19 protein-coding genes and 3 pseudogenes are annotated in these 20643 nt (G+C 72.6%); 18 read left to right on the top strand and 4 right to left on the bottom strand.

The genetic code is table 11. The features are described from left to right. The first annotated feature begins 115 nt into the window (after positions 1 to 115). From ABT041_RS23530 to ABT041_RS23510, 5 genes and pseudogenes are all read left to right on the top strand, one after another. Complete coding sequence (locus ABT041_RS23530; protein ID WP_351187445.1) at positions 116 to 1015, top strand: universal stress protein; 900 nt, start codon at positions 116 to 118, stop codon at positions 1013 to 1015. Next, a complete protein-coding gene (locus ABT041_RS23525; RefSeq protein WP_351187443.1) occupies positions 1015 to 1710 on the top strand; it encodes a helix-turn-helix domain-containing protein in 696 nt (231 codons plus the stop codon). Before ABT041_RS23530 ends, ABT041_RS23525 begins: the two co-directional genes overlap by 1 nt. Before the next feature lie 939 nt (positions 1711 to 2649). Then, complete coding sequence (locus tag ABT041_RS23520; protein ID WP_351187441.1) at positions 2650 to 3561, top strand: universal stress protein; 912 nt, start codon at positions 2650 to 2652, stop codon at positions 3559 to 3561. Further along, the gene (locus ABT041_RS23515; RefSeq protein ID WP_351187439.1) at positions 3558 to 4478 is read left to right on the top strand and encodes a universal stress protein; all 921 of its coding nucleotides are present in this window, start codon (positions 3558 to 3560) and stop codon (positions 4476 to 4478) included. The genes ABT041_RS23520 and ABT041_RS23515 overlap by 4 nt, the downstream gene beginning before the upstream one ends. Next, positions 4396 to 5198, top strand: a pseudogene (locus ABT041_RS23510) (PEP/pyruvate-binding domain-containing protein). The gene ABT041_RS23515 and the pseudogene ABT041_RS23510 overlap by 83 nt, the downstream one beginning before the upstream one ends. A gap of 314 nt (positions 5199 to 5512) precedes the next feature. On the opposite strand, the gene ABT041_RS23505 reads toward ABT041_RS23510, so the two are convergent. Both ABT041_RS23505 and ABT041_RS23500 read right to left on the bottom strand, forming a co-directional pair. Beyond that, positions 5513 to 6100: a CBS domain-containing protein gene (locus ABT041_RS23505; protein ID WP_351187437.1), complete on the bottom strand. Its 588-nt coding sequence runs from the start codon at positions 6098 to 6100 to the stop codon at positions 5513 to 5515. Continuing rightward, positions 6097 to 7434: a nicotinate phosphoribosyltransferase gene (locus ABT041_RS23500; protein WP_351187436.1), complete on the bottom strand. Its 1338-nt coding sequence runs from the start codon at positions 7432 to 7434 to the stop codon at positions 6097 to 6099. The genes ABT041_RS23505 and ABT041_RS23500 overlap by 4 nt, the downstream gene beginning before the upstream one ends. Before the next feature lie 428 nt (positions 7435 to 7862). Here ABT041_RS23500 and ABT041_RS23495 point away from each other — a divergent pair. From ABT041_RS23495 to ABT041_RS23445, 11 genes and pseudogenes are all read left to right on the top strand, one after another. Then, positions 7863 to 8039 (top strand): annotated as a pseudogene (locus tag ABT041_RS23495) (universal stress protein); the annotation flags it as partial. Positions 8040 to 8157: 118 nt separating this feature from the next. Then, positions 8158 to 8619 carry a hypothetical protein gene (locus tag ABT041_RS23490; protein ID WP_351187434.1) on the top strand — a complete coding sequence of 154 codons (462 nt, stop codon included), beginning with the start codon at positions 8158 to 8160 and terminating at the stop codon, positions 8617 to 8619. 17 nt (positions 8620 to 8636) lie between these two features. Then, positions 8637 to 9515 carry a hypothetical protein gene (locus ABT041_RS23485; protein ID WP_351187432.1) on the top strand — a complete coding sequence of 293 codons (879 nt, stop codon included), beginning with the start codon at positions 8637 to 8639 and terminating at the stop codon, positions 9513 to 9515. Continuing rightward, a complete protein-coding gene (locus ABT041_RS23480; RefSeq protein ID WP_351187430.1) occupies positions 9499 to 10902 on the top strand; it encodes a V-type ATPase 116kDa subunit family protein in 1404 nt (467 codons plus the stop codon). The genes ABT041_RS23485 and ABT041_RS23480 overlap by 17 nt, the downstream gene beginning before the upstream one ends. Beyond that, entirely contained in the window at positions 10899 to 11312 is a 414-nt protein-coding gene (locus tag ABT041_RS23475) for an ATP synthase subunit C (RefSeq protein WP_351187428.1), read from the top strand. The genes ABT041_RS23480 and ABT041_RS23475 overlap by 4 nt, the downstream gene beginning before the upstream one ends. A 3-nt stretch (positions 11313 to 11315) precedes the next feature. Beyond that, on the top strand, positions 11316 to 11534 hold the full coding sequence (locus tag ABT041_RS23470) for a V-type ATP synthase subunit F (protein ID WP_351187426.1): 219 nt from the start codon (positions 11316 to 11318) through the stop codon (positions 11532 to 11534). 56 nt (positions 11535 to 11590) lie between these two features. Further along, complete coding sequence (locus ABT041_RS23465; RefSeq protein WP_351187424.1) at positions 11591 to 12064, top strand: hypothetical protein; 474 nt, start codon at positions 11591 to 11593, stop codon at positions 12062 to 12064. Continuing rightward, positions 12052 to 13773, top strand: a complete 1722-nt coding sequence (locus ABT041_RS23460; protein ID WP_351187422.1) for a V-type ATP synthase subunit A — start codon at positions 12052 to 12054, stop codon at positions 13771 to 13773. The genes ABT041_RS23465 and ABT041_RS23460 overlap by 13 nt, the downstream gene beginning before the upstream one ends. Next, entirely contained in the window at positions 13770 to 15170 is a 1401-nt protein-coding gene (locus ABT041_RS23455; RefSeq protein ID WP_351187420.1) for a V-type ATP synthase subunit B, read from the top strand. The genes ABT041_RS23460 and ABT041_RS23455 overlap by 4 nt, the downstream gene beginning before the upstream one ends. Further along, positions 15167 to 15805, top strand: a complete 639-nt coding sequence (locus ABT041_RS23450; protein WP_351187418.1) for a V-type ATP synthase subunit D — start codon at positions 15167 to 15169, stop codon at positions 15803 to 15805. Before ABT041_RS23455 ends, ABT041_RS23450 begins: the two co-directional genes overlap by 4 nt. A gap of 15 nt (positions 15806 to 15820) precedes the next feature. Next, positions 15821 to 16972, top strand: a complete 1152-nt coding sequence (locus tag ABT041_RS23445; RefSeq protein ID WP_351187416.1) for a site-2 protease family protein — start codon at positions 15821 to 15823, stop codon at positions 16970 to 16972. Positions 16973 to 17330: 358 nt separating this feature from the next. Here ABT041_RS23445 and ABT041_RS23440 read toward each other — a convergent pair whose 3' ends face one another. Continuing rightward, positions 17331 to 17729, bottom strand: coding sequence for a DUF302 domain-containing protein (locus ABT041_RS23440; RefSeq protein ID WP_351187414.1), 399 nt, complete (start codon positions 17727 to 17729; stop codon positions 17331 to 17333). A gap of 887 nt (positions 17730 to 18616) precedes the next feature. Here ABT041_RS23440 and ABT041_RS23435 point away from each other — a divergent pair. Both ABT041_RS23435 and ABT041_RS23430 read left to right on the top strand, forming a co-directional pair. Beyond that, positions 18617 to 19123 carry a CBS domain-containing protein gene (locus tag ABT041_RS23435; protein WP_351187412.1) on the top strand — a complete coding sequence of 169 codons (507 nt, stop codon included), beginning with the start codon at positions 18617 to 18619 and terminating at the stop codon, positions 19121 to 19123. Positions 19124 to 19155: 32 nt separating this feature from the next. Then, positions 19156 to 19584, top strand: coding sequence for an archease (locus ABT041_RS23430; RefSeq protein ID WP_351187410.1), 429 nt, complete (start codon positions 19156 to 19158; stop codon positions 19582 to 19584). Between the two features lie 76 nt (positions 19585 to 19660). Here ABT041_RS23430 and ABT041_RS23425 read toward each other — a convergent pair. Next, a pseudogene (locus ABT041_RS23425) lies at positions 19661 to 20601 on the bottom strand (helix-hairpin-helix domain-containing protein); the annotation flags it as partial. Positions 20602 to 20643: the final 42 nt, after the last annotated feature.

Here is a 20643-nt window from a genome sequence, read left to right as displayed (position 1 = left end):
AGTGTCATGAGGTCCGGGCGGACCGCGGCCGGGACCGACCGGACCTACCCGGCCTCCTCCTTCCCGTGTGAGCGTGACAGGGAGGCATCTCGCATCCCGAAAGGCGGTGGGGGCCATGGAGACGCCCCTCGTGGTCGGAGTCGACGGTTCCGACGCCAGCCTGACGGCGACGGACTGGGCCGCCGACGAGGCCGTACGCCTGGGACTCCCGCTGCGTATCGTGCACGCCTCGCGGTGGGAGCGGTACGAAGGCTCCGTACCGGTCTGGAGCATGAACCGCCCTTCCGGGCAGGTGCTCGCCGAGAACATCGCCGCCATCGCGGCGGAACGTGCCCTGCGTCGCGCCCCAAGCCTGAAGGTCACGACGGACGTCCTCGCCGAGGACGCGGCGAGCGCTCTGATCAGGGAAGGACGCTCGGCTGAGGCGGTCGTCGTCGGATCCCGGGGCCGCAGCGAACTCGCCGACCTCCTGCTCGGCTCCGTAGGGCTCATCGTGGCAGCCCGTTCCCACAGTCCCGTCATCGTCGTGCGTGGCCACCGGCATGCCCTGGAGGCGCGCCACGGCAGCATCCTGCTCGGCGTCGGCGAGCACGACGTAGACTCGCCCGCCGTCCTCTTCGCCTTCCGCGAGGCCGCTCTCCGGCAGGCCGAACTGGATGTCGTCCGTGCCTGGAGGCGCCCGGCCCACGAACCGGTCGCCCATCCCCTGCTCACAGGCGACGCCTCGCACCACGAGGAACAGCAGGCGACCGTACTCCTCGACGAGGCCGTGGAGGCCGCTGTCCGGGCGTATCCAGAGGTGCGGCTGCGGCGCACCACAGTCGAGGGCCCCGCGCACAAGACGCTCGTCGCGCGGTCGGCGGCGGCTGACCTGCTGGTCGTCGGAGCACGGCGCCGCGAGGGCCACGTCGGCATGGAGCTGGGCCGGGTCGCCCACCGGGCGCTGCACCATTCCGCCTGCCCGGTCGCCGTCGTCCCACAGCGCCACCACGCTCCGACCGGGGGTGAACGGTGATGACCGGTGCCACTCCGCACGCTCGCGGCGACATCGGCCGCCGGGTCGCCGCCCGGCGTGAGGCTCTCGGCCTGACCAGGGACGAGGTGGCCGAACGCGCCGGTTCGGCACCGAGCTACATCCAGTACCTGGAGGAGCGGGTGGCCACCCCGGGCATCGCCTTCATGGCCCGCCTCGCCAACGCCCTGGAGTGCACCGTCCAGGACCTGACCGGGTACACGGCCGAACTGCCGGACGGCACCGGCCGGGCAGGACGCGACGCCCGGCTCACCGAGCTGGACGAGCCGGAGTGCCGGCGCCTGCTCGGCACCCACGGGGTCGGGCGGATCGTCTTCACCACCGAGGAGGGGCCCGCGGCCTTCCCCGTCAACTACCAGATCGACCACGGGGAGATCGTCTTCATGACGGCGCCGGGCGCGGCAGTGGTGCGTACGGCCGGGACGGAGATCGCCTTCGAGACCGACCACGTGGACGAGGCCTTCAGCCAGGGCTGGAGCGTCCTCGTCGTGGGCCGGGTCCGCCGCGTCACCGAAGCGTTCGCCGAACGACGGCTGCAGAATGCGCTGTACACGGGCCCGTGGGCGGGGGACGGGCGGGACGTGGTCATGGTCCTGACGCCGCGCCGCGTCACCGGTCGGCGCATCGTCGTGGAGGGCGCTCCAGGAGTCGAGGGTCATTCGGACAGTCCGGCGTAGACGGCCCGGCGCGGTGGGGCGCCGGGCGGGGCGAGCCGGGGTGGGGGTGTCACGATGCGTGGCCGTGAGGTCCGGGCGGGTCACCGAGCGAAACCACCGCGACGAGCTCCGGGCAGTGGCGGATCACCACGTGCGTCACGGGGCCGAGAAGGAGCCCGAGCGTTATCACGCGCCAGCGGCGACGGACGATCACCAGCTCCGCACTCCGAACCGCTGCGTGCAGCCGGCACGCGGCGTACCCGGCGACCCCCTTCGCCGCCGCCTCGGCCCCCGGAGGGTGCCGCGCCACGGCCGCAGCAGTTCATCGAGGTCGCTGCTCGCCGGGCGGGCGTGTCTGCGCGCCCAGGCGCATCAGGACGCGGGCTGCACGACCCGGACCACGACGGCGAGCAACACGGAGCTGATGGGGAAGCCGACACCCCACCGGGCCCACGGGAGGCGGGCACCGTCAGACCGGCGTCGTGCGCCAGGTCGGTCAACTCCTCGGTCGCCCTGCCTGCGGCTGATCGGTACTCATCTCAGGAACGAGGCGGGCAGGCGTGGCGGTCGTGGTGTCCCGCGGGAACCGTCCGGTGCGCTCGCCGGTTTCCGCGCGAACGTGAATCGGGAACTGGGGCGTGCTCGGGCATTCGTCGGCGCGGACGGGGCGGGGTGGAAGCTTGCGCGGACTGTGCGGGCGACCCAGTCCGCTGCGGCGATGCTTCCCGGCGAGCCGTCAAGACCGACGGCGACCGCGGATGCCGTGGAGGGTCCCCTGCGGTATGCCGATGTGTCCGGGATGAGGTTCCGGAGCCGGTCCGCGAGGAGAAAGCCGGGAGGGCTCGCAAAGGGACCGAGGGCCCATTCGCGGGTGTCCCGGAGTGGTGCCAGCGTGGAAGGTGCCGCACCAGGGGGCGGAAGCATCCCCCCGGCCCCCGGACGTACTTCCGAGGAGGAGCGATGAGCAGTGACTTTCCCGTCCGTCCGGAACTCGGCACCGTCATCGTGGGGGTGGACGGTTCCCCGTCGGCCCGGTCGGCCGCAATGTGGGCCGCCGACGAGGCGGCGCGGCGCGGGCAGTCCCTGTACCTCGTGCACGCTGCCGATACCGACCGGCGCGCCCTGTTCGTCCGTGCGGAGACTCTTCAAGCGATACGGGAGGCGGGCCGCGGCCTGCTCGACGAGACGACCGCCGCAGTCCAGAAAGATCACCCCGATCTGACCGTGGTCAAGGAACTCAGCAAACTGGAGCCGGTGGCCGGACTCACCTCCATCGCCGGGCGCCGGGGCACGATCGTGGTGGGAGACCGGGGTCTCGGCGGGTTCGCCGCGCTGATGCTGGGTTCGGTCGGACTGGGTGTCGCCGCCCGCGCCACTGTCCCGGTGATCGTCGTGCGTGACCACGGGGACCGGCCGGAGACGGGCGTGGTGACCGCGGCCGTGCACGGCGCATCCGACCTCGGCTGGCTGCGCGTCGCGGCGGCCGAGGCCGAGGCACGCAAGGCCTCGTTGAGACTGCTGAGCGTGTGGAACGTGCTCACCCATGTCGGCAGCGTCGTGACCATGCTCGACGACCTGGACGAGATCGCCCAGGCACGGCTCCAGGAGGTGAAGGAGATCGCCGATCTCCTCAGGCACGATTACCCGGAACTTGACGTCAGCCATCACGTCGAGACAGGCACCAGCACCCCGGGCGTCCTGATCGACGCCAGCGCGCGTGCGGACCTTCTCGTGATGGGCACCGAGCACCGTGCCCTGGGCGTGGCGCCGGCCCTCGGACGGGTCGCACACGTCGTGCTGCACCATGCCCGCTGCCCCGTGCAGATCGTCCCGTCCGGCTTCCCGGACTCGGAGCGCCGGGAGGAGCAGTGAACGAGATCGTGCACGGAGTCGATCCGCGCCATCCGTCGATCCCCGCGCTCGTCTGGGCCGCCGATGAAGCCGTACGTCGCGGACTGCGGCTGCGTCTCGTCGTCGCCGTGCCCCCGGTCCACGATCGACTGCGTCACGACGTGGGTGGTCACCTGAGCGCGCTGCGACTCCGGGCCGAGTCGGCACTCGCCAACGTCGAGGACCTGGTGCGCGAGCTGCGCCCCGGGCCACCGACCCAGGCGGAGCTCGTCGTCGGGACCCCGGCGGAGGTTCTCGTGGCCAGGACGCCGCACGCCGATCTGGCCGTGGTCGGCTCACGGCACCTCGGCCGGGTCGCCGAGGTCCTCAGCGAGGGGTCCGTGGTCGTCCCGCTCTCAGCGCGCGCCGAATGTCCCGTCGTCGTGGTCGGGGAGCCGGAACGCCCCGCCGTCCACCCGCCGTTCATCGTCGTCGGCGTGGACGGCAGCAGCAACTGCCAGGCGGCCGTCGCCTTCGCCGTGGCGGAGGCGAGCCTGCGCGAAGCACGACTGCGCGCCCTCTGGGTCTGGTCCCGCGCTCCGCATGCCCGCGACGACGTCGCCCAGGGGCTGTCCGAACGCCGTCGGCTGCTCGCCGAGTCGGTGGCGGGCTGGGCCGAGCGATACCCGGACGTCGACATCGAACAGGAGATCGTGCGCGGCCGCCCCGTCGAGGAGCTCACTCGCGCCTCCCAGGAAGCCCTTGCGCTCGTCGTCGGCCGAAGGGGCCATGGCGGCGGCTCCGCCACAAGGCTCAGCTCCACGGTCCACGGGCTCCTGCACGCCGCGGCCTGCCCCCTCATCACCGTCCCGCCGCTTGGGGCGACGGGGAAGGTCGGCACCGCACCCGGGGCCGACCGGGCCCGGCCGCGCACGGACCGTTCGTCCCCTTCCGATTGATCCCACCGCCGCCGAGGCATACCGTGAGCTGCTCGCCGACCATGGGCCGCGCGAGGCGATCGAGGAGCAGACCGGGCGCCTCCACGACGGCGCACCGCTCGAAGGGGTCGGCTCCGGCATCCGCTCCCTCCTCCTCGCCGAACCACTGCCTGAGCCCCTGCGGGACGAGATCGTCGGCGCCTACCGGCGACTGGCCGAGGAGTGCGGCCGGACGGATCCCGACGTGGCGGTGCGCTCCAGCGCCACCGCCGAAGACCTGCCCGAGGCGAGCTTCGCCGGCCAGCAGGAGACGTACTCGACGTGCGGGGCGCAGACCGGCTCGTGGACGCGTGCCGTCGCTGCTGCGCGTCCCTCTTCACCGACCGGGCCATCGACTACCGCGAGCGCATGGGCTTCGACCACCTCACCGTCCCCCTCTCGGTCGGCGTCCAGCTCATGGTCCGCTCCGACCTCGCCGGCGCCGGCGTCGTCTTCACCCTCGACCCGGAGAGCGGCTTCCCCGAGGTCGTCGTCAGCGCGGCCTGGGGCCTGGGGGACACCAGGCCCTGGCCCACGTCTTCGACGAGAGGGACCACGCCGTCGTCCGCAGCATCGCCCTGCTCGCCGCGCGCGCCCACGCCGTCGACCGCCCGGCGGGCCTGTGCGGCCAGCGGCCCAGCGACGACCCCGGGTTCACCGCGCTCTTGGTCCGCGCCCGACTGGATTCGAGACCCCCGGTGACCGGGACCCGCAGAGTCCTGGTCGGCGTTTTCCACGCTCGGTGACATCTGTGGCGGCCTCGTACGCGCCACGCCGCCGACCGGCAGCCGCCGCCACGCGTCCCGGGCGCGGGAGGACGTACGGCCGAAGAACCGAGGCGGTTGGGGCCTCCACGCCAGCCGGCTCCGGCTCGCCTGGGTATGCCGCGCGCCGCTGGCCCCTGGTGCCGAGTTCGCGCATCCGGCACCTCCGGGTGTCGTGGCCATACGTGACGGTTCGCCACAGCGACGTCCAGGCCGGCGCGTCCAGCGGTGCCGGCCCCGCCGTCGCCGTCCTCACTCCTCGTACCGCAGCCGGTCGACGACACCCGCGACGCCGTCCACGCTGCCGCAGAGCCGCATGACGACCGGTCCCAGACCGCGGCGCGGCAGAACGCCACTGAGGGTCACCACGCCGTCGGCGACCTCGACGTTCACCGCGGAGGCAGGCAGACGCAGGGTGTGGGTGAGGACGTCCTCGACGATCTCCTCCTGGATCGCACGATCGCGGCGCAGGAAGAGCTGGATCAGGTCGCTGCGGCTCAGAACCCCCACGACCGCTCCCTCCTCGTCCACGACCGGCAGCCGCTTGACGCCCTGCCGGTCCATGACCCGGGCCGCGCGCACCACGCTCCACTCGGGCCGTGCCACCACAGCGGGGCTCGTCATGAGTTGCACGGCTGTGCTTGCCTCTCCGCCGTCCGCCTGGCGGCGGACGAGATCGCGTTCGGAGATCACGCCGAGCGGGTGGTTCGCTTCGGTGACGACGCACACGGCGGTGATGTCGAACTCGTCCAGCAGGCGGGTGATCTCCTTCAGGGAAGCGCCGGGGAGGACGCTCACCACCGTGGGAGTCATCAGATCAGCGACGCTGCGGTGCCTCATGGTGTGTCACTCCCGGTCGCGGCGGCGATGCGCCGCCTCACCTCGTTCGTCAGGGCCGCCAGACGTGGTGACACGGAGGCCACCGGCGCCTCCGGTCCGTCGATGCGGCGTGCCGCCTCCGGTACCTGTTTGAGGTCCGTCTCGAAACGGGCGCGGGTGGAGGCGAGGGAGGGGCGCGGCCCGATCCTGCGACCGTTCCTCATCACGGTGTGCAGCAGTGGTTCCGCGCCGACCGGGACCGGCTCGTCGCGCAGTCCGATGACGTCCACGAGGTCCGGCCGGCGGAAGACCTGCTTGGGCGCGGGGGCCGTGACCTTGCGGGACGACAGCTTCATGACCGGCTGTCCGTCGTACGCGACGAGCTTGTAGGCCGCGTCGAGGTACGGGGCGTCGGCGGACACGCCCACCTTCGTGCCGACGGCGTACACGTCGATCGGCGCCCCGGATCGCACGAGCGCGTCGACCGCGTGTTCGTCGAGGCCTCCGCTGGCGATGATCCGCACACCCGGCAGTCCCGCCTCGTCGAGGACGCTGCGGGCGCGCCGCGCGAGCAGGCCGAGGTCGCCGCTGTCGAGGCGGATCGCACATCCCTCCGGAGCGCCCAGCTCGTTCAGGACGCGCGCGGCGGTCCGGGTGCCGCGCTCGGTGTCGTACGTGTCGACGAGCAGCGTGACGGACCCGGGGTGTGCCCGGGCGAAGGCGCGGAAGGCGTCGAGCTCGTTCGGGAACGCCTCGACGTACGAGTGGGCCATCGTGCCGGACGCCGGGATTCCGTACCGGACGGCGGCGGCCACGTCACTCGTGCCCGCGAACCCCACCAGGGCTCCGAGCCGTGCCGAGGTCATGCCGGCCTGCGGACCGTGGCTGCGGCGCAGCGAGAAGTCGATCACCGGACGTCCCGCGGCCGCGATCACACAACGAGCGGCCTTCGAGGCGACCGCGGTCTGGTGACAGGCGAGCGAGAGCAGGTAGGTCTCGACGAGCTGCGCCTGCGGAAGCGATGCGGTGACCTCAAGGAGCGGCTCGCCGGCGAGGACGATCGTTCCCTCGGGTACGGCCCGCACCTCGCCGTCGAAACGAAGTCCGACGAGCGGGTGCAGGTCCTGCTCCCGGCGGTGCAGCACCTCGGCGAAATCCCTGACGTCCGCCGGACCGACCGTGAAGCCGGAGAGGTAGTCGAGCGCGGGCTCCAGGCCGGCAGCGACGAGGAATCCCCGCCCCGGCGGCAGATCCCGTACGAAGAGGCTGAACGTGGCAGGTGATCGCATGCCCTCGCGGAGGTAGGAGAGGGCCATGGTGACCTCGTAGAGGTCGGTGGTCGTCACGTTCGACACGCCACTCAGCTCCCGTCGTGTCCGTACGCTGCGAGGCATCCCCACACATCTTGCGCTCCGCCCTCCGGTGGTCGGTTCGCTGGGGAACCAGAGCAGTGCTCCCTGACCTTCACGTTCCTCGCAGCTGCTGTCAGCGGCACAGGGCCGAACGGTCCTGAGCCGGGGCCCAACGGTGCCCGGTCGAGTCGCTTGCGGGTGCGGCGTGCCGGCCCATGAGATGACGGTGGCAGCGTCGACGTTCCGGAGGGCGCCAGGTGCGGAGGATGTCGCTACCGTGGCTGTCGGTGTGGGAGTTGTTGCGCATCGTGCTCGTGCTCGTGTGCTTGGGTGGCGATCACCGCGGCTTGTACACGCCGCTCGACGCCCAGTTTGTCGAGGAGTCGGGTCGCAGCGCCGGCCCACGGGCCAGGGCCTGCTCGGCCGGCGATGTGCACGGTGCTACGCGTGAGGCCCTGATCGAGGCGAGCGGCAGCGCGCAGCTCCTGGTCGTCGGTGCTCGGGGCCGCGGTGGTTTCAGCGGCCTGCTGCTGGGCTCGGTGAGCCAGGCGGTGCTGCATCACGGGCACTGTCCGGTTGCTGTGGTGCGTCGGCCGGGCGAGCGCTGACCCCGGGACTCTTCCCGGCGGTCGGTTTCGACCACCTCTCGGGCCAGGACCCGGTTCGAGGCGACAGCTCGGGCGGTGGTGGCGAGACTGGAAACGAAGTGAGAGAGGAGGTCGCCGGATGCGACTGCGGACCTTCCTCGCACGGTTCCGGCGGCTGGGCGCCCCCGGTGCGGCCGTCGCCGCGGTGCCCGCCGACCGGACGGGCGATCCCGCCACGGAACTCGGTCCGGTGCTCGCTCGGCTCGCGGGAGTCCAGAAGGAGGCGTCGGAGATCCGCGCCAGAGCCGGGGACGAGGCCGCGGCCCTCGCACGGGAGGCGGCCCGGCAGGCCGCCGGCATCGTGGCCGCCGCGCAGGAACAGGCGGGTCGGGTGCGGGCGGAAGCCGTGGCTTCCGCGCTGGCCGCGGCTCGCCGTGAGGAGACCGCCCTGCTCGCGGGGGGCCGGAGCGCGGCGGAGCAGGTGCGCACGCGGGCCGCCGTGCGGATCCCCGGTCTCGCCGACCGCGTCGCCGCGTACGCTCTCGGACGCTTCGACACCCTGGGGAGCGACGAGTGGGCGCCGGGTGGGTCGCCGGTGTGACCAGGGCCAGGGCTCTGATGTCCCAGCGACTGGGTGCCGCCGCCATCCGGGAGCTGGCCGCGAGCCCGTCCCTCGGGCACGCGCTGCGCAGCCTGGCCGGGTCGCCCTACCGAGAAGCCGCCGCGGACTCCTCGCTCGCCGACGCGCAACGCGAGGTCGCCTCGGCGCTCCTGTGGAATCTGCGGGTCCTCGCGGGATGGCTGCCACCCGCCGGAGCGCGCCTGCTGCGGCCGCTCGCGGCGGGCTTCGAGATCGCCAACGTCGAGGCACTCCTGAAGTCCTTCTCCGGCGCGTCGTCCCCTCCGCGGGCCTACCGTCTCGGTGCGCTCGGCACGGCATGGCGGCGTCTCGAACGCGCCGATTCCGCGGATGCCGTCCGCCGGGTGCTCGCTGCCTCGTCCTGGGGTGATCCCGGTGCCGGAACCGCCTGGGGTGTGAGCGTCGGGATGCGTATGGCCGCTGCCGCGCGGACCGCGGAGGTGGGGCCCGCACGCACCTGGGCCGAGGGCAGGGCCGCCCTGTTGACGGCCCGGGAGATGTTCGTCCATGGCCGCGTCCTGCCGGCACCGGTACGGCACCGCGCGGCGGACGTCCTGGGAGACCGGGCCCTGAAAGCAGTCGGCTTCCGCGACTTCCGCGACCGGTTGCCCGCCGGAGCCCGATGGGCCGTCGAAGGCGTCGGCGACCCGGCGGACCTGTGGCGGGCGGAGGCCCGCTGGTGGGCGGTCCTGGGCCGGGACGCGGAGGACATGCTGCGCGGCGCCGCGTACGGACCCGTCCCGTTGGTGGGCGCGGTGGCCGCGCTGTCCGTCGACGCGTGGCGCGTACGAGCGGCACTGGAACTCGCGGCGCACGGCGGAGGGCCCATGGAGGTGTTCGATGACCTGGTCGGTTGAGCACCTGCTGCCGGTACGGATGCGGCGCGTGGCCCTCGTCGCCCCGTCGGCCGCCATGCGGGACACCCTCGTACGCATCGCCGACGAAGGCTGCGTCGAACTCGACCGGCCGGGGAGCGGGGAGTCAGCCGTGGCGGCCGTGGCATCGCGGGGACTCCCGTCCGCCCCGGGTTCCGGAGCGATGCTCGCGCCGACCACCCCCGACCTCGACGCGCTGCGGCGGGAGCGCCGCGAGGACCTGCTGGCCGGTGAGGCACAACTGGCGGCCATCGACCGGGCCGCGGTCCGGCGCGGAGAAGTCGCGGCCCTGGCGGGCTGGTGCCCCGCCACGGAAGTGCCACGGCTGGCCTCACGCCTTGCCACCGTGGGAGCCGCCTTGGTCGTCCTCCCGACACCGCGCGGGGTGGAACCGCCGACCCTGCTGCGAGGCTCCCGAGGAACGGCGGGGTCATTCGCGGGGCTGGTAACCACCTACGGCACGGTGCCCTACCGGGACGTGGACCCGTCGTGGCCCTCCGGTGTCGTCTTCGTCGTGATGTTCGGAGTCATGTTCGGGGACGTCGGGTACGGTCTGCTGCTTCTCCTGCTGGCTCTCGCGCTGCGTCACGGTTTCCCTCCTTTCCCCGCGCGATACCGCCGGGTCTGGCCCTTCCTGGCCGGGGCCGGGTCGGCTACGGCCCTTGCGGGCGTCGCGTACGGGGAGTTCTTCGGGCCGACCGGGATCCTGCCCGTGCTGTGGCTGGATCCCCTGGACTCGCCGGAGCGGCTGCTGACCGCCTCGATCGTCTTCGGCGGGGTACTCCTCGCGCTCGCCTACGTGGCGGGGACGGTCAATCGATGGCGCGAGGGCGGCCCGGCGCGTGCCGTGTACGCCCCGTCCGGTTGCGCCGGCTTCGTCGTGTACGCGTCCCTCGCCCTCGTGGGCGCCGGGTTGTACGCGGACCAGCGGGCGTACGTCGTCGCGGGGGCCGCGCTCGCCTCCCTGGGCCTGCTGCTCGCGGGCGCGGGATTCCTCGCCGCCACGCCCGGCGGCGCGGCGGGCGTGGCCGAGACCGGGGTGCGCCTCTTCGACATCGTCGTGCGGGCCGGCACGAACACCGTCTCCTTCGCCCGGCTGGCGGCCTTCGGCCTGACCCATGCGGCGCTGGCGCACCTCATCTGGCAGGGAGCCACCGGTCTGGCACGGCAGGGGCCCGGGCCGCTCGTGGCAGCTGTCGTCCTCTTCACCGTCGCCACGGCCGCCGCGTTCGCCCTGGAGGCATTGATCGCCGGAGTCCAGGCCCTGCGGCTGGAGTTCTACGAACTGTTCTCACGGGTCTTCGAGGCGCAAGGACGCCCGTTCCGCCCCTGGCACGTGCCCTTGGCCGACTCGGAGGTGACCACATGATCGCCTGGCTGATCGCGCTCCCCTTCCTCGCTGCCGGATTCTGGGCCTTCCGCACGCTCGCCCGACGCGACGGGAAACACTCAGTCCGATGGTTCCTGGTATCGAACCTGCTGATGCTGACGGGAGCACTCGCCCTCCTGGTCATGGGCCTCGCCGGGGTCGCGCTGGGCGCGCCGGCCCAGGCCGCGGCGGCCGAAACCAACGGGTCCGCCCTCATCGCCGCAGCCATCGCTGTGGCCGGGGCGTCGATCGGCGCGGCCATCGCCGTGGCCTACACCGGCGCCGCCGCGCTGGCCGCGCTCAGCGAACGCCCCGAACTCTTCGGCCGGGCCATGGTCATCGTGGGACTCGCGGAGGGCATCGCCGTCTACGGTCTGGTGGTCGCCATCCTGCTGATCGGAAAGGCATGAGAGATGGGGACCGTCGCGGCCGTCGGTGAGCACATGAGAGTGCGCGGACTCGCCCTGGCCGGTGTCGACGTGTTCGCGGCGGAGCGCGCGGAGGATGTACGTGAGGCCTGGCGGTCGCTTCCGGACGACGTGTCCCTCGTGATCCTCACTCCTGCCGCGGCAGAGGCCCTGGGCCCGGACCTTCCGGACACCCGGTTCCTCACGGCGGTGATGCCGTCGTGATCGCGAGGCGGCCCCGCCCCGGTCGGCGGGCACGGCTGGAGCCGGAACTCGTCCCGGTGCGCGACGCCTTGCTCCGTGCGGCGCACGTCGATGCCGACACCGTCCTGGCGAGAGCGGCCCGAGAGGCGGACGAGCTGGTGGCGGCGGCCCATGCCGAGGCCGCAGCGATCCTGGAACGGGCCCGGCGCCAGGGAGGAGCCGAGGGGGCGGCGGCCGCGAAAGCCCGCCGCACCGCCGCCCGCCAGGCCGCCAGGGAACTCGAACTGGCGGCGGAGTCCGAGGCGTACGCGGACCTGCGTGCCCGAGTACGCGAGGCGGTCCGCCGGGCAGCCGCCGACCGGACCGCCCAGGACCGGCTGAGGCGTCGCGCCCACGCGCTGCTCGGCCCCCAAGCCGCCACAGCCGCCGCTCCGGAAGGCGGGTTGACGGTGGTGGCCCCGGGCCGCCGGGTCGACCTGACTCCGGACACCCTGAGCGACCGGGCCCTTGAGCGGTTCGGAGCGGAAGCGGAGGCCCTGTGGACGCCGTGACCCCGCCGCCCCGGGTACGGCGGGTGGCGGGCCCTCTGGTGGAGGTGGACTACACCGACGGCTTGGCCATGGGGGAGCTGGTCCTCCTGGGCGAGACCGGGCTGACCGCGGAAGTGGTGGCGATCAAGGGCGCGGTGGCCACCCTCCAGGCGTACGAGTACACCGGCGGTCTCGCCCCCGGGCACCCGGCCCGCCGCCTGCGCAAGCCCCTTTCGGTGCGGCTGAGCCCCGGCCTTCTCGGCGGTGTGTTCGACGGTCTGCTCAGGCCCCTCGCCGGAGTCGGCGAGCGACTGTCACCGGGAGCATCCGCGCGACCACCGGGCGAACGGACCTGGGCCTTCAGCCCACGCGCGGCGGCCGGACAGCACGTGACGGAGGGCGGCGTACTGGGGGACCTGGGCGGAGCCGCACCTTCGGTGCCCGTCCGCCTCCTGACACCGCCCGGTTGCAGGGGACCCGTCGACCGCATCGCGCCGGAAGGTCGGTACGGGGAGGACGAGGTGCTCGCGGTGGTCGCCGGGACGCCGGTGCGCATCGCGTCCGAATGGCCCGTACGAGTTCCCCGTCCCGTACGGCAACGCCTCGTCGCCCGCGAGCCGCTCACCACCGGACAGCGGGTGATCGATCTCCTCTTCCCGGTGGCCAGGGGGAGCACGGTCGCCGTGCCCGGCGGGTTCGGCACCGGAAAGACCATGCTGCTCCAGCAGATCGCCAAGTGGTGCGACGCCGATGTCATCGTCTATGTCGGCTGCGGAGAGCGCGGCAACGAGATGGCCGACGTGATAGACGAGCTGTCGCAGCTGGAGGACCCGCGCACCGGCGGCCGGCTCTCCGATCGCACCGTGACCATCGCCAACACCTCCAACATGCCGATGATGGCGCGCGAGGCGAGCGTGCACACCGGGGCCACGGTCGCCGAGTACTTCCGGGACATGGGCCTCGACGCCGTGGTCATCGCCGACTCCACGTCCCGCTGGGCCGAGGCACTGCGCGAGTTCGCCGCTCGCATGGGCCGACTCCCGGCGGAAGAGGGCTACCCGGCCGACCTCGCCTCCGAACTGGCGGCGTTCTACGAGCGCGCCGCCGCCGTCCACACCCTGGGGGACACCACGGGTTCCGTCACCGTCATCGGGGCGGTCTCCCCGCCCGGCGGAGACCTCACCGAACCCGTCACGGCGCACACGGAGCGCTTCGTCCGGTGCCTGTGGTCCCTGGACCGCGACCTCGCGTACGCCCGGCACTACCCCGCCGTGTCCTGGCCCGACTCCTTCTCCCGGGACGCCGCCGTGGCGTCGGCCGGGGACCCCGACGCGGCTGCCGAGCGGCGCGGGAGGGTCGCGGCCCGGCTCGCCGAGGCCGACCGGCTCGCCGGCCTCGTCGAGCTCCTCGGACTCACCGCCCTGCCCCCGCGCGAACGGGTCAGCGTCCTCGGCGGCCGGCTGATCCGTGAGGGCCTCCTCCAGCAGAACGCGCTTTCGCCCCGGGACGCCTACTGCACGTCGCGCAAGACCGCGGCGCTCGCGGACGCCCTTTTGGCCGTGGTCGACCGGTGCCATGCCCTCGTCGACGCCGGAACGGAGGTGGAGACCGTTGAGGCCGTCGACTTCACCCCGGTCCTGCGGGCCCGCGACACAGCCGGGCCGGACGACCCGGCCGCCGTCACCGTGGCCCGCGACACGGTGCTGACACGGCTGGTGGAGCAGGCATGAGCGGCGGCTACGAGATCGAGTACACGGCCGTGCGGGAGCTGCACGGCCCGCTCGTCGTGGTCGAGGGGATCACGGGCGTGGGGTGGGACGAGTACGTCCGGATCACGCTCGACTCGGGCGACCGTCGCCACGGGCTGGTTCTGGAGGTCGACGGGGACCTCGCCGTGGTGCAGGTCTTCGAGGACACCGTCGGGATGAGCCCGGACACCACGCGGATCGCCTTCGCGGGAACGCCGCTGCACGTGCCGGTCGGCGACGGCTGGCTGGGCAGGGTGTGCAACGGACGGGGCGAACCCGTCGACGGCGGGCCGCCGGTCCTGGGCAGGGTCCGGGCGGCGATCGGCGGCACGCCGATCAACCCGGCACGCAGAGAACCCCCGACGGAGCCGGTCCTGACGGGTGTGGCCGCCATCGACGTTCTCGCCACCCTGGTCCGGGGGCAGAAACTGCCCGTCTTCTCCGTCGCCGGACTGCCGCACCTCGAACTCGCGATCCAGGTCGCCGCCCAGTCCTCGTGCGGGGACGAACCGTTCAGCGTCGTCTTCGCCGGAATGGGCCTGACCCACGCCGACGCCGCCCTCGTCCGCGAAGGGCTCGCGGAACGCTCGGCCGACGGCGAACTGGTGCTGCTGCTGAACGCCGCGGACGACCCGGTGATCGAGCGGCTCCTGACACCACGGCTCGCCCTCACCGTCGCCGAGGACCTGGCATTCCGCGGCGGCCGCCACGTACTCGTCGTCATGAGCGACATGACGGCCTACGCGGAAGCACTGCGCGAGGTCTCCGCCGCCCGGGGAGAGGTCCCCGCCCGGCGCGCCTACCCCGGCTATCTGTACAGCGACCTGGCCTCGCTGTACGAGCGCTGCGGAAAGATCCGAGACCGCCCGGGATCGGTCACCGTCGTTCCGGTGCTCACCATGCCGGCCGGAGACGTCACCCATCCCGTCCCCGACCTCACCGGATACATCACCGAAGGCCAGATCGTGTTGTCGAACGCGATCCACGCCCAGGGCGTCTACCCACCGGTCGACGCGCTCGCCTCGCTCTCCCGACTCATGCGCAAGGGTGCGGGGGCGGGCCGCACGCGCGAGGATCATCTTCCGGTCGCCGGGCAGTTGATCGCCGCGCTCGCCCGGGCGAGACAGGTGCGGGAGCTCGCCGATCTGATCGGCGAGCAGGCCCTGAGCACCGTCGACCGGAGGTACCTGGACCTGGAACAGGCCTTCCTGCGCCGCCTTCTCTCCGAGCTGCCCGGCGAGCCACGGTCCCTGAACGAGGCCCTCGACGAGGCGTGGCAGGTGCTCCTGACGCTGCCCGACGGCGAACTAGGGATGCTTCCGGAAGCCCTGCTCGTGACCAGGAGGGCATCAGCCGACACGGAGGGGGAGGACGGATGAGCGGGCGGCGAGTCCCACCGGGCCGGGCGGGTCGCCTGCGCCTGCGCCTGCGTCTCGACACCGCGCTGAGAGGAGCCGACGTACTGGAGCGCAAGCTGCTGTTCCTGATGGACCGGGAACGAGCGCTGCGGCAGGCCGAGGAGGCCGCGGCCCGACTCTGGACGTCCCGGCTTCACGAGGCCGAGACGTGGCTGCTGCGCGGCACGCTGCTGAGCGGTGAGCAGGCCCTCGCCCAGGCGGCCACCGTCGACCGGGCGACGGTCACGATCGCGTACACGACCACCATGGGCGTACGGCACCCCGCCGGTGTGACCTGCGCACCCGCCGCCCGCTCACCGGATGATCCGACGCCCCGCAACAGCGCGCTGGTCCGGGCCGAGGCGGCCTACCGCGACGCGGTCACGACGGCGGCCGAGTACGCGGCCGCGCGCGAGGCCACCCGCCGCGTGGCCGCCGAAGTCCGCAGGACGCGGCAGCGCGTCCGCGCGCTGCGCCACCACTGGATCCCCCGGCTGAGCGGGGAGCTGACCGCCGCCGAACAGAGCCTGGAGCAGACGGAACACGAGGAATCCGTCCGCAGACGGTGGGCCTCCGCATCCGGACCAGCGGCGGCCACGGGTTCGAGACGCGTCTGAAGGTGGGAGAACACCATGCGGCCGACGTTCGTTCTGGGGCGGATCGCAGGGGTCCGCATCGGAGTCCACTGGAGCGTTCTGCTCATCTTCGCCGTGATCGCGTTCGGGCTCGCGGAAAGCCGCCTCCCCGAGTCCCAACCGGGCCACGGATGGCTGGCGTACTGGGCGGTCGGGCTGCTGACCGCCCTGGTCTTCTTCGCCTCTCTGCTCGCGCACGAGCTGGCGCACGCGATTCTCGCCCGACGGAACGGGGTCGAGGTGGACGACGTCGTCCTCTGGCTGCTCGGTGGCGCGGCACGGCTCAAGGCGGAGGCGCCGAACCCCGCGGCGGAGCTGCGGATCGCGGGCGTCGGCCCCCTGGTGAGCCTCCTTCTGGGAGCGCTCTGCACGCTTGTCGCGTGGCTGCTCGACACGACCTCCGCGCCGGGACTGGCCGTCGAGGCGGTGGCCTGGCTCGCGGCGATCAACATCCTGCTGGCGGTGTTCAACGTCATCCCCGCAGCCCCGCTCGACGGCGGGCGCCTGCTGCGCGCCTTCCTCTGGTGGCGAACAGGAGACCGGCTTCGGGCGACCGCAGGGGCGACCGCGGCGGGACGCGCCTTCGGCTGGTTGCTGATGACGGTGGGCCTGTTGCTGTTCCTCCGGGGGGACGCCGGCGGGGGACTGTGGCTGGCGATGATCGGCTGGTTCCTGGCCGCCACCGCAACCATGGAGGGACAGCAGGCGCACCTGCGGGGCGTCCTCGCGGGCGTTCCGGTGCGACAGGCCATGACGCCGGACCCGATCACGGTGCCCGCCGGCCTCACGGTCGCCGACTTCCTGGGTGGTCCCCGGTACCGGTACCGCCATTCGGCCTTCCCGGTGACCGGCGACGACTCCGCGCCCATCGGTCTCATGACACTGGACCTGGCCAGGAGGGTGCCAGAGGAACGGCGGCACGCCGTGACGGTGGAGCAGGTCATGCTGCCGCTGTCGCGGGTCACCGTCGTCGCCGCGAACGATCCCCTCGCCGATCTGCTGCCCAGCGTCGCGCCGGGCGCGGAGCACCGCGTTCTGGTGGTCGACGAGGACAGGCTGGTCGGCATCGTCTCCGCCTCGGATGTCAGCCGCACCGTCACGTGGCTGATGACGAGTCAGCCGCGCGGGCGCGGCGGCACGGGAACGTAGCGTCCCCACGTCGGCGTCCAGGCGTGGACAGCCGCCCCGCGCCCCGATCGCCGCACCGTCCCAGCCCGAGCCGCACCGGACATGGAGGAGGAGCCAATGGTTTCCGTGCGGATCCTGTACGCCTCCGAGCATCACTCCACGCAGGAGATCGCCTCGCGGATCGGCACTCGGCTGAGCACTCACGGTCACCGCGTCGAAGTCCGGGCGCTGGACGCGGACCCCGGCGGGCCGTGGGTCGACCAGGCTGACGCGCTGAGCTGCCCGCACCGGTTCCGCAGAGTGACGCCACTCGATGGCCGACCGGCCCCGTTGTGCTTTTCGTGGAGGGCCGACCGGCCCTCCACAGTGCCCTGACCGCTCATGCACCGCCTTCCACAAGGGAGGCGAGTGCGGCGTCGAGGCGGCGAGCCGCCTCGTCCGCGACGGGCGCCATGGCGTCGACGCCGGTGAGAGCGACCATCGTGGAGGGGTCGATCGCCTGCACGATCACCTGGTCGCCGTCGGTGCGGACCACGACGTTGCAGGGCAGCAGCAGGCCGACCGAGCGGTCGGCGTCCAGTGCCTGACGGGCGAGCGGGGGGTTGCACGCTCCGAGGATCAGGTACGGCTCCATGTCGTGGCCGAGCTTCGCCCTGAGCGTGGCCTGGACGTCGATCTCGGTCAGGATGCCGAAGCCCTGGTCTGCCAGCGCGCGGCGGACGGCTTCCACCGTTTCCTCGAAGGTTCCCGCCGGCTTGACGGTGTGGTCGTACGGCATGGTCTCCACCTCACTGTTGCTGCTGCACGGGCGGGCCGGGCCGCCCATGCAGCAGCATGATGCCCTGACCGCACCCGTCCGGGCGCGAACCACTCCGACGGGGGCAACGCGGTTCGTGTCGGGGTGCGACCGAGGGGATTCGACAAGGCCGTCGCGCAGCGGAGTGACACCTGCGGTCCTGCCGGAAAGAGGCCTGACCAGGGCATTCCTCGTGGCATCGGGTCGATTCCTCAACCGGTTGCCGTCCGGGCCCGCGCGTGGCCAGGAGCGTTCCCCGGCGGACCTGACAGCCCCCGACAAGGGCCGTTCGGCCCCTGCGGGTCTCGTGGATCGAAGGAAGACTGGATGACGAGCGACAGGCGGTGGCTGGAGCCGAGCTCGGGCCCGGGGCGTCTATGGCATCCGTGTACGACGGACCGCCGGCCCACGCCCGCCCCGGCACACGGGGCGAGGAATCCCCCGTGGCCCGGTCGGCTCATGAACTCCTACTTGATCAGGAGATGCAGGAACGGGCCAGCCACGTGAACTCCTCCTCGTAGCGGAGGTCATCATGAAGCGAAACACGGCACAACCCCTTCTGGACGTGCAGGTGGAGACCCGGGGTGAAGTGTCCGCCGAGGATGCCGCCTACGCCCGGGACAAGGTGCGCACGACATCCAGGCAATCCTCCTTCAGCCGGCCGGCTGATCAGTGGTGTGGGTTCGCACCCGTCCGCATGGCGTCAGCTGTCCGTAGCTCCACGAGCGGTTGAGGGCACCGGACAAGGCAGGCCTATGGGCGCCGAGCGCGTCACACCTCGATCGAGGGCTTCGTACGTGATGCCGAGGGAGCCGTCCGGTCGTACGGGCGGGCAACCGAAGCCCGAGCCATGCGCCGAGGAGGCGAACGTGGGAGAGCAGGAGGAGGTCCTGGCGCGGACGGTCGGCGTGGTGATGCGCCCCGCAGTGGTCCAGGTCGACGTCGGTGAGACGGTGCTCGTGGCGTGGGAGCTGCTGCGGAGGTCGGGTGCCCGCCACCTTCCGGTGGTGCGTCCGGACGGTCGCTGTGCCGGCCTGCTGGAGAGAGCCGATGTGGCGGTTGCGTGTGGGGCTCCCGCCGTTTCGCTGTCGGAACTGCGGGTGGATGAGCTCCTCCGGGGGCACGGGCCGGCGCTCGTCCACGTGGAGCAGACTGTACGCCACGCTGTCGGCCTCATGACGTACACCGAATCCGACGCTCTTCCGGTGCTGGCTGAAGACGGGCGTCTTGCCGGGGTGCTGACGGCTGCCGACATCGTCGCGGCCCTCGCCGGCCACCCGGTGCGGAAGGAGCCGGCGGACCGTCGCCCACAGGCCGGCACGGTGCTGCCCGGGCTGCCGCCTCGACGGGGCTACCGTGGCACGGCTGTTCCCTGACCGCCGGAGGCGACGCGCGAGGGAGGCGAAGCGTGGACAGTGCCGCCGCACGCGGTGGGTATCGCGGAGTTCCGCACACGGCGGACCTGCGGGTGGAGGCATGGGCCCCCACGCGCGAGGAGTGCCTGGCGCAGGCGGTGCGAGGCGTCTGCGCTTCGTTCCTGGACGTGTCCGGGGCGACCGTCGTCCGCCGGCGGGAGGTCGACGTGCGGGCGGACCGGGACGAGGACGTGCTGGTCGCCCTGCTGGAGGAGGTTGTGTACCGCCTCGACACGGACAGCGAGGTCCCGATCGACGCGGAACTGGCCCCCGTCGACGGCGGCGTGAGGGGCGTTCTGTGGATGGCCGACGCAGGGGCGCTGCCCGTGACGGGTGCCGCGCCGAAGGCCGTCACGCTCCACGAGCTGGCCATGACCCGCGGGACGGACGGCTGGACGTGCGCGGTGACGCTCGACGTGTGACTCCCCGCTCTGTCCGGGAGACACGTCCGCACCTCAGTCTGCTCGGTCCTTGCGCAGGAACCGGCGCAGCCGGTGCAGCGGCCACGGCGAACACCTCGTCGAAGTCCGCGTCGATGCCGGGTCGCTTGCCCAGCAGTCGGGTCGTGGGGTGACCGATGACGTTGACGTGGGGTTCTCGCAGGCACGGACGATCCGCCGGGTCATGGCCGCCCGGTCGAGGCCGAAGTGGGAGTGTACGGAAGCCACGCAGAGGTCGAAGCCGGCGAGGAACGCATCGGGCCAGTCCACCTCGCCGTCCGGACCGATGTCGAGCTCGGTGCCGTGCAGGAGTCGCATGCGGTGGTGCCGGCCGTCCACTGACCGTACGTGCTCGCGCCGGGCGCCATGAACCGGGCCGAGCGGTCGGCGGCGACGAGGACGTCGAGGTCGCCGATGGTCTCCTTCATGCGGCGCAGCGACCCCGCGTAGGTGCAGTCCTGGCAACCGTTGATCCCGGACAGCGTCGTGACGATGTCCTCGGCGGTCTCCATGGCGGTGCCGATCAGGATGCGCCCGCCCGCCCGCCGCACGAGGGTGATGCGTGCAGGATGTTCGCCTCGGTCTTCCCCCCCCGAATCCCCGCAGATCACGCAGCCTCTCTGCCTTGACGGCACCGGCCGGCTCGTCCACCGAGGAGATGTGCAGATCTTCGTAGAGCGCCATCGCCTTCCTGGGGCCGAGAGTGGGGATGGTCATGAGTTGCCGCACCCCGGCCGGGATCCGGGCCCGTCGCTCCTCGACCACCGCGACCTTGCCGGTGCGGAAGTACTCGACGACCTTGTCGGCGATGGACCTGCCGACACCCGGGATCTCCCGCAGACCGGCGGCGTCGAGGTGGGAGACATCGGCGGAGTGGCCGCCGATCGCGCGGGCCGCCTTCTCGTGGGCGCGCGCCTTGAAGGCCTCGCCTCCGGTAATGGCGATGAGGTCCGCGTACTCCTGAAGGAGCGCCTCGACCCCTTCGTTGGGCCGGACCACGTCTTCCAGTCCAGGAACCGGCCGCTCGCCGCGCTCCCGGTG

This window comes from Streptomyces sp. NPDC002825 (assembly GCF_040295385.1).
In the GTDB taxonomy this organism is placed as follows: domain Bacteria; phylum Actinomycetota; class Actinomycetes; order Streptomycetales; family Streptomycetaceae; genus Streptomyces.
Note: the sequence above shows the minus strand (reverse complement) of the source record. Positions and strands in the feature narration are given on the sequence as shown.